The sequence below is a fragment of the Pseudomonas xanthosomatis genome (genome assembly GCF_019139835.1).
Taxonomy (GTDB): Bacteria; Pseudomonadota; Gammaproteobacteria; order Pseudomonadales; family Pseudomonadaceae; genus Aquipseudomonas; species Aquipseudomonas fakonensis.
In genome coordinates, this window is record NZ_CP077075.1 from 316,836 (window position 1) to 330,000 (window position 13,165).

The 13,165-nt window shown below is 63.3% G+C and carries 9 protein-coding genes and 3 rRNA genes (1 of these 12 running past the window's edge); 7 read left to right on the forward strand and 5 right to left on the reverse strand.

What is annotated here, in order from left to right; all coding sequences use genetic code 11:
* Nucleotides 1-3: 3 nt before the first annotated feature.
* On the forward strand, nt 4-345 hold the full coding sequence (locus KSS93_RS01300; RefSeq protein ID WP_217888663.1) for a tryptophan synthase subunit beta: 342 nt from the start codon (nt 4-6) through the stop codon (nt 343-345).
* A 179-nt stretch (nt 346-524) separates the two neighbouring features.
* Here the strand turns inward: KSS93_RS01300 and lapD are convergent, their stop codons facing one another.
* Both lapD and lapG read right to left on the reverse strand, forming a co-directional pair.
* A complete protein-coding gene (gene lapD / locus KSS93_RS01305) occupies nt 525-2,471 on the reverse strand; it encodes a cyclic di-GMP receptor LapD (RefSeq protein WP_217886840.1) in 1,947 nt (648 codons plus the stop codon).
* Between the two features lie 10 nt (nt 2,472-2,481).
* Nucleotides 2,482-3,174 (reverse strand): cysteine protease LapG, encoded by a 693-nt coding sequence (gene lapG, locus KSS93_RS01310; RefSeq protein ID WP_225917286.1) that lies wholly within the window; start codon nt 3,172-3,174, stop codon nt 2,482-2,484.
* Between the two features lie 262 nt (nt 3,175-3,436).
* Here lapG and KSS93_RS01315 point away from each other — a divergent pair, with 262 nt between their 5' ends.
* From KSS93_RS01315 to KSS93_RS01340, 6 genes are all read left to right on the forward strand, one after another.
* On the forward strand, nt 3,437-4,129 hold the full coding sequence (locus KSS93_RS01315) for a GntR family transcriptional regulator (protein WP_217886841.1): 693 nt from the start codon (nt 3,437-3,439) through the stop codon (nt 4,127-4,129).
* Between the two features lie 44 nt (nt 4,130-4,173).
* Entirely contained in the window at nt 4,174-4,740 is a 567-nt protein-coding gene (locus KSS93_RS01320) for a thioesterase domain-containing protein (RefSeq protein ID WP_217886842.1), read from the forward strand.
* A 596-nt stretch (nt 4,741-5,336) separates the two neighbouring features.
* Nucleotides 5,337-6,113, forward strand: a complete 777-nt coding sequence (locus KSS93_RS01325) for a DUF3050 domain-containing protein (protein WP_217886843.1) — start codon at nt 5,337-5,339, stop codon at nt 6,111-6,113.
* The gene (locus KSS93_RS01330; RefSeq protein ID WP_217841190.1) at nt 6,110-7,039 is read left to right on the forward strand and encodes a diiron oxygenase; all 930 of its coding nucleotides are present in this window, start codon (nt 6,110-6,112) and stop codon (nt 7,037-7,039) included. The genes KSS93_RS01325 and KSS93_RS01330 overlap by 4 nt, the downstream gene beginning before the upstream one ends.
* Before the next feature lie 10 nt (nt 7,040-7,049).
* The gene (locus KSS93_RS01335) at nt 7,050-10,481 is read left to right on the forward strand and encodes an amino acid adenylation domain-containing protein (RefSeq protein ID WP_217886844.1); all 3,432 of its coding nucleotides are present in this window, start codon (nt 7,050-7,052) and stop codon (nt 10,479-10,481) included.
* A 30-nt stretch (nt 10,482-10,511) separates the two neighbouring features.
* Nucleotides 10,512-10,979 carry an SRPBCC family protein gene (locus KSS93_RS01340; RefSeq protein WP_217886845.1) on the forward strand — a complete coding sequence of 156 codons (468 nt, stop codon included), beginning with the start codon at nt 10,512-10,514 and terminating at the stop codon, nt 10,977-10,979.
* A gap of 226 nt (nt 10,980-11,205) precedes the next feature.
* Here the strand turns inward: KSS93_RS01340 and rrf (KSS93_RS01345) are convergent.
* The 3 genes from rrf (KSS93_RS01345) to KSS93_RS01355 form a co-directional block, all read right to left on the reverse strand.
* A 5S ribosomal RNA gene (gene rrf, locus KSS93_RS01345) occupies nt 11,206-11,321 on the reverse strand.
* 108 nt (nt 11,322-11,429) lie between these two features.
* Nucleotides 11,430-11,545, reverse strand: a 5S ribosomal RNA gene (rrf, locus tag KSS93_RS01350).
* Nucleotides 11,546-11,689: 144 nt separating this feature from the next.
* A 23S ribosomal RNA gene (locus KSS93_RS01355) occupies nt 11,690-13,165 on the reverse strand; it runs 1,417 nt beyond the window's last position.

Consider the following 13,165-nt stretch of genomic DNA (forward strand, 5'->3'; position numbering starts at 1 on the left):
GCCATGTTCTACGTGCAACGCGACGAGTTCGGCCAGTTGCAGCGGGTAGAAGCCGCCCCCTTCGCCGAGCACAACGAACTGCTGCCGGCCGACCATGCCGAGATCCAGGACTGGTTTGCCGACGACCTGGTGGAAAACAGCCTCAAGCAGCTCAAGCAGAGCGACCTGGACATGATTCGGGTGCTAGAGGACTTGATCGAGGTGCTGACCGAGAAGGGCGTGATCAGCATCACTGACCTGCCGGCGGGAGCCCAGGCCAAGCTGCTCAACCGCTCTACGGCGCGGCGGGCGCTGGGTAGTTTGAACAACCTGATCGAAGATGATGAGGGGGGTGGGTTGATCTGAGGGCGGCGATTTTGCAGAGCGCCGATATTCTGGGGCCGCTACGCGCCCCATCGCGACACAAGGCCGCTTCCCACAGGATTGCACAGAGCCTGGATCTGGCGCTGCACCTGTAGGAGCGGCTTTAGCCGCGAACACCGGCGCAGCCGGTGCCAACCACCGCGTCGTCTGTAAACGCGGGCTCAACGCCAGGGTGCGGGTTCGCCCACCAGCTGGCCCTGGATGCCTTGCACGCCCATCTTGCGCAGCACCTGCAGCTCCCCGTCGGTCTCGACCCGCTCGGCGATCAGCGGCAGGTCGATGCTGTGCGAGGCGCGCTGGATGGCCTCGATGAACAGGCGCTTGTGCTGCTCCTGGTCGATATGGCGGATGTAGCTGCCATCGATCTTCAGGTACGCCAGGCCCAGGTGCGCCAGGTTGCCGATCATGCTGAAACGCCCGCCAAAACGCTGCAACGCCAGGCCAAAACCCAGCCCGCGCAGGCGCCGGGTGAGCTTTTCCAGCGCGGCTTGCTCGGGCAACTGCTCCTCGCCGATCTCGAAGGTCAGGCGCGGGCCCGCGTTGCGGTGCTGGCCGAGCAGGTCGAACACTTGCTGCAACACCTTGGGCTCGGCGAGTGTTGCACCGGACAGGTTCAGCGCCAGCGACTCGGCATGGGCCGGCAGGTGCGCCAGCACTTTTTTAAGCATCAAGAGGTCCAGCCGTGGCATCCAGCCGAAGCGCTCCAGCCAGGGCAGGTAGCGGCCGGCCGCCACGGCCTCGCCCTGCTGGTCGAGCAAGCGTGAAATGACCTTGTAGTGCAACACGCGTGCGGGCATGTGGCTGTCGACCACCGGCTGGAAGAACAGCTCGAAGCGGCCTTCTTCAAGGGCTTGGTCCAGCCGCTGGTGCCAGTCGTGGTGGCCGTCGCCGGCGCTGGCGGCAAGGCCTTGCTCCAGGCATACCCAGCCGGGCTGCGGCTGCGCCTCGGCGCGGGCCAGGGCCTCGTCGGCGAGCTTGAGCAACGCCTGCGGGGCATCGCCTGGGGTGTAGGGCGCAAGGCCTATGCAGGCCACCGGGTCGACATCGCTGGCACCGGTGCTGTGCAGGCTTTGCAGGGTGACGGCCAGGGCCTGGGCCAGCTGGGTCGCCTCGTCATGCACCATGCCCGGCGCCAGCACGGCGAATTCGCCGCCGCGGCTGCGGGTGATCAGGTCGTTGGTTTCGGGGTATTGCGCACAGGTGCGGCGCAACTGCTCGCCCACCGCCTGCAGCAACTGGTCGGTGCGCTGCCCGCCCAGGCGGGCATTGAGACCGGCCAGGTCCTGTACGCGCACCAGCATCAGGTAACCGGCGCGGGCGTCTTCGGCATTGCTGACCCGGGCGTTGAGCTGCATCTCGAAGTAACGCCGGTTGGCAAGGCCGGTGAGGCTGTCCTGGTAGGACTCGTTGCGCAGTTGCTCACTGCGCTCGGCCTGCTCGCTGAACAGCGCCTTGAGCTTCTCGACCATCTGGTTCATCGCCTGCACCACCCGGCGCAGCTCGGGGGTGCGCGGCAAATCCGGCAGGCTGAGGAATTCGCGCCGGGCGATGGCGTGAGACTGCGCCACCATGTAGTCCAGCGGGCGCAACTGGCGGCGCAGCAGCAGGGCGCCGAGCACCGCGCTGACCGCGCCGCACAGCAGCAACCAGCCGAGGCTGCCCAGGGCGCTCTGCCACAGTTTTGCCAGGGCGAACATCGGGTGGCTGATCACCTCGACCCGCGCCGCCTGCTGCCAGCCACGGCTGACGATGGCGTCGCCGCCGGCCGGCTCCAGGCCGATCAGCCGGATGAACCAGCCGGGCACCTCGCCGCTGTCGGGTTCGGCGTGGCGCTCGACCAGCACGGCATTGGACTGGATGTCGATGACCTTGATGCTGGAGTAGTAGCCGCTATCGAAGATCGAGCTGACCATCAGCTCGACCATCGCCGGGTCGTCGATGCTCGGCGTCAGCGACAGCGCCAACGCGGTGGCGGCGTCCTGGGCGTGGGAGCGCAGCTGGTTGACGTACTGGCTGCGCGAACTCTCCAGGCTGACCATGAAACTGCCGCTGAAGGCGACCACCAGGAACAGGCAAATGGCAAGCAGCAATTGTTTGAACAGTGACATCTGTGCTCCCTCAGTAAACCGGTTCGGCCGGGAATCCTTCGGCCTGCATTTTCTTCAGCAAATCCTGCCAGCGTGACAGGCGCTTGGTGTCGCCGACCTTCTTGTTGCCCGCCGCGCCCGTCAACCACAGGCCTTCACCATTGAAGGCATAGACCGGCAGCAGGTCGCTGCGCTGGCTGGCGGGCTTGATCGCGTCCATCAGGCTGTCGAGCACCAGGGGCTGGGCCTGTGGGCTTGAATAATAGGTCAGGACCATGTGCGCCCGGTTCTGGCGCAGGGCCTTGACGTAGGTGATGCGCAGTTTTTCGGCGGGGATGCCCATGCGCCGCAGGCTGAAGTACTTGGCAATGGCGTAGTCCTCGCAGTCGCCGGCGCCCTTGATCAGCGACTGCACCGGCGTTGCCCAGTAGTCCACCTCGTGCCACAGGTCGATGTCTTCGACGTAGCGCAGTTGCTTGTTGAAGAACAGGTTGACCTGTTTGAGCTGCTCCAGCTCGCTGGCCTGCCGCTGCGCGGCCATCAGGTTCTGCCAGGCGTCGATGCGCCCCTGCCCTGCCCCGAGCGGGCCGTAGAGCGCCTGGGCGCGGCGGCTTATTTGCGAGAAGTCCCAATCGGCCTGGACGCCGCCCAGCAGCAGGCAGCCGAACAGCACGGCCAGGCCGAGGCGGCGTAGGATGGTGCTGAGCGCCCAAGGTATCGCCACTGCGAACACCCGTTCAGGTCCGTTGGAAGGTGCGATGGTGCAAGCTGGGGAAACAAAACACAACGGCACACTGCCAGCTGTCGGCAAACCCGCTTGCCACAAGGGCTGGCGCCCTTGGCTGTCTTCCCAATGCCTGCGACTTCATTCACGATAGCCGCGTTTGCACACGGGGCTGTGTTGCCTGGGGCAAACACAGTGTTTGACAAGCGCCCCCCACCCTCTCTAGTGTTATTGGATCCAATTTTGCCGAGGCGACCCCTGCGTGGCTGAGAAACCCAAACTCCTGAGCACCGTCCTGGGTAGCGAACAGGTTCCTGCACACCTGGCCCGCGGTGTCATCGAAGAACGCCTGCGCAGCGCCATCCTCGACGGCCGCTTGCCGCCGGGTACGGCCGTGCGCCAGCAGGAGCTGGCCACGCTGTTCGGCGTCAGCCGCATGCCGGTGCGCGAGGCGTTGCGCCAGCTCGAGGCGCAATCGCTGCTGCAGGTGGTGATGCACAAGGGCGCGGTGGTCGCACCGCTGATCGGTGAGGACGCTGTCGATACCTACGGCCTGCGCGTGCTGCTGGAAACCGAAGCACTGCGCCAGTCGATCCCGCGGCTCGATGCCGACGACATCGCCCTGGCCCGCGGCTACATTCGCCAGCTGGAGACCGAAACCCGCCACGCCGAGATCGGCCGCCTGAACCGCCTGTTCCACATGGCGTTGTACAGCAAGGCCGGCAACCAGAAACTGCTGCGCCTGATCGAGATCGAGCTCAACGAGGAGGAACGCTTTCTGCGCTTCCACCTTTCGTCGATGGGCCTTGGCAAGCTGACCCAGGACGACCACATCGCCCTGGTGGATGCAGCCAGCGACAAGCTGGTAGACGAGGCCGTGAAGATGCTCGAAGCGCACCTGAACAACGCGGCACGCACCATCCGCAACTACCTCGACAGGCAATCGGCCACCTGACCCCACGCCAACGGCGTGACCAGGCATAAGGAACGGCAGTGCACGTGCAGACCCAAGCACCCCACGAACAGCCCACCAGGATTCGCCTGATTTGCCTGGCCTGCAGCCGCCAGCAGCTCGAGCAGTACCGCCAGTGGGCCGAAGCGTTGAGCGAGCCGGTGGAGGTGATCGCTGTCGACCTGCCAGCCACCGCCTGCCTCGACAGTGTCGACCCCGACGAGTCCAGCCATGCCCTGGCCAGTGCCCTGGGCGAGCGGCTGCAGCCGCTTCTGCAGCACCCCCATGCGATCTTCGGCCAGAGCCTGGGCGCCCATGCGGCGCTGGCATTGGCGCAATGGGCGCAGCGCCACTGGCCGGGGCAGACCCGCCACTTATTTGTTGCCAGCTGTGACAGCCCGAGCGTTGCCAGCGGCCGTGACAGCACGCCCTTGCAGGTGCCGATGACGGTGCTCTACCCGCCGGGCTCGCTGCCGGCGATGCTGGGCTGGAACCCGCTGGCATACGGCGGCCTGGAGCTGATCGAGCTGCCGGCCCACGCAGTGGATGGCGCACCGTTCAACCAGCGCATCGTGCGCATCTTCCATACCCACCTCGGCCTGCTCAGTTTCTAAGCCCCCCTGCCCTGCCTGACTGCGCTGCGGCAATTGCGCGGCGTGCGCTGCCGGCCATGGCAGTGCCAGCATTTTGGGCACACTCTAGTCCCCGCAGCGGCCGCTGATCGTCAGTAGCGGACCTGGCCGCCTGCGCCCACATCCACCAGCAGAAGGAGCCTGCCACCGGGGCCAGGACCGCCAGCCGATCAGCCGCCCCTAAATAATCCCGACCCTCGACACCCGCTCATCAGTGCTCCGAGTGAGGCATTCACTCTGCATCTTTTTTCTGATCATTAATGATCGGAAGGGGTACTTATTGCCCAAATCAAAACAACTTGATTGTTTTGATCGGGCAACTATCAGCTTCAAAAAGTTGCAACTTGCAAATACTTCAAAAAACAATTGCAAGTACTTTGGAAGTTGCTCTAGCTTTTATAGCGCCGATACAGGGGGACCTGTTTCCCCGTGAGCCCAGGCCCATAGAGCCCTGCACGGCCCATGCACGCTTGTTCGACATCGAAACTTCGTTCGAGGCACCCGCTCGCCCGACGTTTTGAAGTTCTGCAACTGCCTGGCATCAACCGACCTGAAAACATGCCAAGACGGAACTAAACATGAGCCCATTGAAACGCACACTTACCGACAAGAAACAGACACTTTCCCAGCACCCGTTGTTTTCTGAAATCGATTCGCTGGATACCCTGCGCCGGTTCATGGAAACCCATGTATTTGCCGTGTGGGACTTCATGTCGCTGACCAAGCGCCTGCAACAGGAACTGACCTGCGTCAGCCTGCCCTGGCTACCGCCTGCCGACCCTGCGGCGGCGCGTCTGATCAACGAAATCGTGCTGGGCGAGGAGTCCGATGACCGCCTGGACCACGGCCACTACAGCCACTTCGAGCTGTACCTGGATGCCATGCGCGAAGTGGGTGCCAGCACCCAGGCGATCGAGCGTTTCGTCAGCCTGATGCAGCAGGGCGTCAGCCACCCCGAGGCGCTGCAGCGCGCCGGGGCCAGCGAGGCGGCGCAGCGCTTCGTGCGCGACACCCTGGAGGTTGCCCTGGACGCACCGGCGCACCAGGTGGCCGCGGCCTTCCTGCATGGCCGCGAAAGCGTCATCCCGAGCATGTTCCAGCAGATTCTCGATGAGTGGGGTATCGGCATCGAGCAGGCGCCGACCTTCCGTTACTACCTGCAACGCCATATCGAGGTGGACTCCGAAGACCATGGCCCGGCCGCCGAGCAGTTGCTGGCGCGCCTGGTCGAGCATGACCCGGTGCGCGAGGAGGATGTCTACGTGGCGGCCATTGCCGCAGTGGACAGCCGCATGGCGCTGTGGGACCGCCTGCGTGCGTCGATCAAGGCGCCGCTGGCCGAGGTTACGCCATGAATGCCGCCGAGTACCGCTCCTTCGCCGATGCCTGGGAAGAGCGCGCGACCATCCGCACCCGGCCACGGCGCCGGGTGGAGGATGACCAGCGGCTGATCTACCCGCTCAGCCGCCAGCCACTGGTGCTGGGCGCGGCCTTCCAGCGCGAATGCCCGCAGCTGCGCGATTTCGTGCTGGTGCAGAGCCTCTACAAGTTCATCAATGACGTGGTGATCTTCGAGACCGAGATTGTCGATCGCACCGCGCGGCGCATCGCCAAGGACCGTTTTGCCGTGCGCTTTCCGTTCGCCTGCCGCTACGACGCCATGACCGTGGTGGTGGACGAGGACTACCACGCCCTGGTGGCGATGGACTTCCTGCAGCAGACCATTGCCCTGACCGGCATCGAGCCTATCGCCCTGCCCCAGGAGATCGAGCTCAGCCGGGCGATACCGGCGGCGCTGGAGCGGGTGCCGGAGGCGCTGCGCGATGCCATGGAGCTGATCTGCGTGGGTATCGCCGAGAACACCTTGACCGACGATGTGGCGGCCTTTGCCCGCGATGACACGGTCAAGCCGTCGGTGAAGGGGCTGATGGCCGACCACCTGCTCGACGAGGGGCGCCATTCGAGCTTTTGGGCGCGGCTGACGCGGATTTATTGGCAGGCCGCCCCGGAGGCGGACCGCCGGGCGTTGGCCGAGGTGTTGCCGGTGTTCTTGCGCGAGTACCTGACCAACGACATCCAGCAGGGCTTCGACTTTGCCCTGATCGCTGCGCTGCCGGTAGGCGAGGCGGTGCGCCAGGCCCTGCGCGAGGAAGTACAGGGGCTGGCTTTCCCGATCAATCACCAGCACCCGCTGCTGGGCAACATCCTGCGCTTTCTGCGCAGCAGCTCGATGCTCGACGCCGGCTGCGTGCAGGACGCGTTGCGCGACTACCTGCCCTGAGGAGCACATCATGAGACGCCTCGACATACTCCTGGCGGGCACCAGCCCCGCCCTGGGGGAACTGGCCTGCCAGCTCGACGCCCAAGGCCACGGCGCGGCCACGGCTGGCAGCGCGCAAGCCCTGCGCGAACAGTTGGCAAGCCACCCTGACCTGGTGGTGGAAGACGGCAGCCTGGCCCTGGCCAGCGGCGACTGGCAGCCCTTGGGGGCCACGCCACTGCTACGGCTGCGCCTGGGCGCAAGCTTCGCGGAAACCTTGCCGCGCCTGGAAACCCTGTGCTGGTGTGGCAGTGCCAGCGCGCAACGGTTGATCGAACGCCAGCTGGTTCCGACACCGGCTTCGGGCAATGGCCGACAGTTGCGTGAAGATGCCCTGCAGGCGCTGGGCGACCTGCTGGCGCTGCAGGTCAACCGGTTTGCCCGCAACCCGCAATACCTGCATGAAGCGCCGGCGGTCAGCCCCGGTGTGCATGAGCGCGAGCACGGCCTGGACTGGCTGGAGGCCCTGGCCTACCGGCACCCATTCAACCGCACGCTGCGCGCCGACCTGCTGGAGCAGGCCGAAGGCGGGCTGATCGAGCGGCTGGAGCAGAGCCTGCGGCGAAATGCCGGGCGCCCGGCGCTGAACCGTAAGGGCCTGCGTGAAAGTTATGCACAGCTGCACGCGCGCACGGTGGGCATTCAGCGGGCCCTGCTGCCACTGTTGCCTGCCGAGGGTGTGCAGCCACCAGTGGTGGCGGTGTGCATGGCCAAATCAGCCGAGCTTTATGCCAGCCTGCTGGCAATTATCGGGTGTGCGGCCATCTACCTGCCGTTGGACCCGGCTACGCCGGTGGAGCGCCGCCAGCGCATCCTCGCGGATGCCGGTGCCTGCGTGCTGCTGCATGACGGGCAGGCGCCTTTGGATGTCTTCGGCCTGGATGTGCGTGATATCGCGCGGGCGGTAGATGCTCCGCTGCCGAGCCTGGCCGTGCGTGAGGCAACGCCCGGGCGGGCCTGCGTGGCGATCTACACCTCGGGTACCACCGGGCTGCCCAAGGGCGTGCTGCTCAGCCAGCGCAACCTGACGCATTTCATGACCTGGTACCGCGAGCATGTGGCGCTGGATGCCGGCTGCCGGGTGCTGCAGTTCTCCACCATCGGCTTTGATGCTTCGCTGCTGGATATTCTGCCGACCTTCGCCTGCGGGGCCGAACTGGTGTTGCCCGATGAGGACCAGCGCCGCGACCCGCAGGCGTTGCTGGGGCTTATCCACAGCCAGGAAGTCAGCCATGCCTTCCTGCCACCGGCGCTGCTGAGCATTTTGCCCCGCGATGCGCACCTGGGGCTGCGGCACCTGATAACCGGCGGCGATGTGTGCGAGCCGGAGGTGATCGCCCGGCTGGCCGGGCAGTGCCACTTGCACAACATCTACGGGCCGACGGAAACCACGGTGCTGGCCACCACCCGGGTGTTCGCTGCCGGGGATGGCAACCGCAACCTCGGGCGGCCGATCGCCAACACGCAAGTGTTGATTCTCGACGAGCAATTGCAGCCTGTAGCAGAGCAGACCCCCGGGGAGCTGTATATCGCCGGGCCCGGCGTCGGGCTGGGTTACCTGAACAATCCCATACTGAGCGCGGAGCGCTTTGTCGAGTTGGGCCTGCCGGAGGGGCGCTCGCTGCGCGCTTACCGCACGGGCGATATCGGCAAGTGGACGGCGCAGGGTATCGAGTTGTGCGGGCGGCGGGACAATCAGGTGAAGATCCGTGGTTACCGTGTGGAGCCCGAGGAGATCGAGCACTGCCTGCGCGACAGCCGCCTGTTCGGCCAGGTGGCGGTGGTAATCGATGGGCAGCGCCGGGTGCTGGCGTTTCTCGCCCAGCCTGAGGGTGAGGAAGCTGAAGTACGGCTGCGTGAACATGCCGAACGTGCCCTGCCCGACTACATGCGCCCGGCGTTCTACCAAGTGTTGGAGCAGATGCCCTACACCGCCAATGGCAAGGTGGACCGCCAGGCGCTGCTACTGCGCCCGTTGGCGCTGCCTGCGAGCGAGCGGCTGCAACCGGGTACTGCGACTGAACAACAGTTGCTCGGCCTGTGGAGCGAGCTGCTGGAGCTGCCGGAGGCGGACATTTCAGCCGACGACAGCTTCTTCAACCTGGGTGGGCATTCGATCCTGCTGTCGCGGCTGCTGCTGGAGGTGCGCGAGCGCTTCGGGCGGGGCGTGGCGATCAACCGCTTCATCGAGCTGCCGACACTGCAGCGCCTGGGGGCGCTGCTCGATGGCGAGCAGGGGCAGCAACAGGAGGCGCTGGCGGGGCTGGAGCAGGATGCCAACCGCGAACTGGGGCTGCAGGTACTGCCGGTGGAGCGCCTGGGTGATGTGCACAAGGTGATCGTCACCGGGGCCAACAGCTTCCTCGGTGTGCACCTGGTGGAGGCGCTGCTGGACTGGGGCGCCACCGAGGTGGCCTGCCTGGTGCGCAGTGGTGGCGGGCAAAGTGCCGACGAACGTTTCACCCAGGCACTGGCTGACAACCAGGTGCAGCTGGACCTGGCCCGTGTGCGGGTGTTCGAGGCCGATTTGCGCAAGCCGCGGCTGGGGCTGAGCCAGGCCGACTACGACTACCTGGATACCGGCTACGGCGCGCTACTGCATAACGCTGCGCAGGTGAACCATGTACTCGATTACCAAGTGCTGGCGGCGGACAACATCGAGCCGTTGTTCGAGTGCCTGCGGCTGTGCGAGGGACGGCGCAAGAAGATCTTCAACTTCGTTTCCACACTGTCGGCCTGCAGCGCCGTGGACAGCAGCGGCCGGGTGCTGGAGGACGACCCGGCGCAGACGCCGCCGATCTACATCCGCAATGGCTACAACCTGAGCAAGTGGGTGGGCGAGCGGATATTGCAGCGGGCGCGGGCGCAGGGGGTGTGGGTCAACCTGTTCCGCCCCGGCAACATCACCTTCGACAGCCGCACAGGGGCCTGCCAACCGCAGCGCAACCGCTTGATGCTGATGCTCAAGGGGTCGCTGCAACTGGGCCAGGTGCCGGGGCTGGAGATCGACTTTGACCTGATGCCGGTGGACTTCCTGGCGCGCTTCATCGCCTTCCACAGCAGCCGTCACCAGGCCGGGCAATGCGTGTTCAACCTGCACAACCCCGAGCCGCTGCGTTGGCGCGACTACCTGGCGTCATTCCACGAACAGGGCCATGCCTTTGAGCTGGTGAGCGTCGAGCAATGGCAGCAGCAGTTACGTCGGGTCGACCGTGACAACGCGCTGTATGACGTCCTGGGCTTCTACCTGGACGGTTTCGAAGAAGACATCGGGGATATCTCCGGCATCGCCCATGACAACGCGCGCGCCGGCGTGCAGCGCATGGGCAGCCATTACCCGAGCAAGAGCCCGGACCTGTTGCGCCGCGGCTGCCGTTACCTGACCGACATCGGCTTTATCTGATCGTTTTTTACACAACAGGAGTAACACGACATGCAAGCACTCAAGCCCGATACCCTGATCCGCAACCCGCAAGGCTGCCTGGTGGTGTCCAGTGTGGAAATTGCCGCGCCTGCGGCCAGCGTCTGGAACATTGTCGGTAACTTTGCCGGCTTCCCGGTGTTCATCCCGGCACTGGCGCATATCGACATGACCGGTAGCGGTGTGCGCTCGGTGCGCAAGAAGCTGTTCAAGGATGGCAACGTGGTGATCGAGCAGCTCAATTCGCGCGATGACCAGGCCATGAACATGACCTGGAGCCTGATCTACACCAGCCTGAATATCGGCAACCTGTGGGCGGCGATGGAGGTGGTTGCGATCGATGGCCAGCGCAGCCGTGCGACCTGGACCATCCAGGCCGAGCCTTGGGAAGGTGGCCCGGAGGCGTTGCCGGGCTTCCAGGCGTTCCTGCAGGGGTTTGCCGATGAGGCGATGGGGAATGTGAAGAACCTGCTCAGCTGACAGGGCTGAGCTGTATTGAAAGGCCGCTCCCGTTGGGGGCGGCCTTTTTTTGTGCCTGTTTGGGCCCTATTGCCGGCAAGCCGACTCCTACAGGGGACGCGGCAGCGCAGTGGTCATGGTTCTCTGTAGGAGCCGGCTTGCCGGCGATGAGGCCGGTGCAGGTTTTCGCATGCGCCAGAAAGACAAAACCCCTGACCGCATGGCGATCAGGGGTTTCGGAATTGAATCTTGACGATGACCTACTCTCACATGGGGAAACCCCACACTACCATCGGCGATGCATCGTTTCACTGCTGAGTTCGGGATGGGATCAGGTGGTTCCAATGCTCTATGGTCGTCAAGAAATTCTGTGTGCCGGACCGTCAAGGGACGTGCCAGCGAATCTCTGTACTCTCTACTTAAAGACAAAACCCCTACCTGCGTGCGCAGATAGGGGTTTTGCGAAATGAATCTTGACGATGACCTACTCTCACATGGGGAAACCCCACACTACCATCGGCGATGCATCGTTTCACTGCTGAGTTCGGGATGGGATCAGGTGGTTCCAATGCTCTATGGTCGTCAAGAAATTCGGTAGCCAGCCCGTTCAGATGAACAGCCCAGCGAATTCGGATATGCGATATTTGTGGTTCTTGCTGACGTTGTGAACTTTCGGTTCTTTCGTCTTCACCACCACAATTCGGCTCACGCACAAATTGCTTGGGTGTTATATGGTCAAGCCTCACGGGCAATTAGTATTGGTTAGCTCAACGCCTCACAGCGCTTACACACCCAACCTATCAACGTCGTAGTCTTCGACGGCCCTTCAGGGGATTCAAGATCCCAGTGAGATCTCATCTTGAGGCAAGTTTCCCGCTTAGATGCTTTCAGCGGTTATCTCTTCCGAACATAGCTACCCGGCAATGCCACTGGCGTGACAACCGGAACACCAGAGGTTCGTCCACTCCGGTCCTCTCGTACTAGGAGCAGCCCCTCTCAAATCTCAAACGTCCACGGCAGATAGGGACCGAACTGTCTCACGACGTTCTAAACCCAGCTCGCGTACCACTTTAAATGGCGAACAGCCATACCCTTGGGACCGGCTTCAGCCCCAGGATGTGATGAGCCGACATCGAGGTGCCAAACACCGCCGTCGATATGAACTCTTGGGCGGTATCAGCCTGTTATCCCCGGAGTACCTTTTATCCGTTGAGCGATGGCCCTTCCATACAGAACCACCGGATCACTAAGACCTACTTTCGTACCTGCTCGACGTGTGTGTCTCGCAGTCAAGCGCGCTTTTGCCTTTATACTCTACGACCGATTTCCGACCGGTCTGAGCGCACCTTCGTACTCCTCCGTTACTCTTTGGGAGGAGACCGCCCCAGTCAAACTACCCACCATACACTGTCCTCGATCCGGATAACGGACCTGAGTTAGAACCTCAAGGTTGCCAGGGTGGTATTTCAAGGATGGCTCCATGAGAACTGGCGTCCCCACTTCAAAGCCTCCCACCTATCCTACACAAGCAAGCTCAAAGTCCAGTGCAAAGCTATAGTAAAGGTTCACGGGGTCTTTCCGTCTAGCCGCGGATACACTGCATCTTCACAGCGATTTCAATTTCACTGAGTCTCGGGTGGAGACAGCGCCGCCATCGTTACGCCATTCGTGCAGGTCGGAACTTACCCGACAAGGAATTTCGCTACCTTAGGACCGTTATAGTTACGGCCGCCGTTTACCGGGGCTTCGATCAAGAGCTTCGCTTGCGCTAACCCCATCAATTAACCTTCCGGCACCGGGCAGGCGTCACACCCTATACGTCCACTTTCGTGTTTGCAGAGTGCTGTGTTTTTAATAAACAGTCGCAGCGGCCTGGTATCTTCGACCGGCATGGGCTTACGGAGCAAGTCCTTAACCCTCGCCGGCGCACCTTCTCCCGAAGTTACGGTGCCATTTTGCCTAGTTCCTTCACCCGAGTTCTCTCAAGCGCCTTGGTATTCTCTACCTAACCACCTGTGTCGGTTTGGGGTACGGTTCCTAGTTATCTGAAGCTTAGGAGCTTTTCTTGGAAGCATGGCATCAACCACTTCGCGCTCTAATGAGCACTCGTCATCAGCTCTCGGCCTTGAAATCCCGGATTTGCCTAAGATTTCAGCCTACCACCTTAAACTTGGACAACCAACGCCAAGCTGGCCTAGCCTTCTCCG

What these genes read in the sequence shown, in the direction of transcription:
- KSS93_RS01300 (WP_217888663.1), top strand. Translation starts at nt 4, where the DNA reads ATGTTCTACGTGCAACGCGACGAGTTCGGCCAGTTGCAGCGGGTAGAA.
- lapD (WP_217886840.1), bottom strand. Translation starts at nt 2,471, where the DNA reads ATGTCACTGTTCAAACAATTGCTGCTTGCCATTTGCCTGTTCCTGGTG.
- KSS93_RS01325 (WP_217886843.1), top strand. Translation starts at nt 5,337, where the DNA reads ATGAGCCCATTGAAACGCACACTTACCGACAAGAAACAGACACTTTCC.
- KSS93_RS01330 (WP_217841190.1), top strand. Translation starts at nt 6,110, where the DNA reads ATGAATGCCGCCGAGTACCGCTCCTTCGCCGATGCCTGGGAAGAGCGC.
- KSS93_RS01335 (WP_217886844.1), top strand. Translation starts at nt 7,050, where the DNA reads ATGAGACGCCTCGACATACTCCTGGCGGGCACCAGCCCCGCCCTGGGG.
- KSS93_RS01340 (WP_217886845.1), top strand. Translation starts at nt 10,512, where the DNA reads ATGCAAGCACTCAAGCCCGATACCCTGATCCGCAACCCGCAAGGCTGC.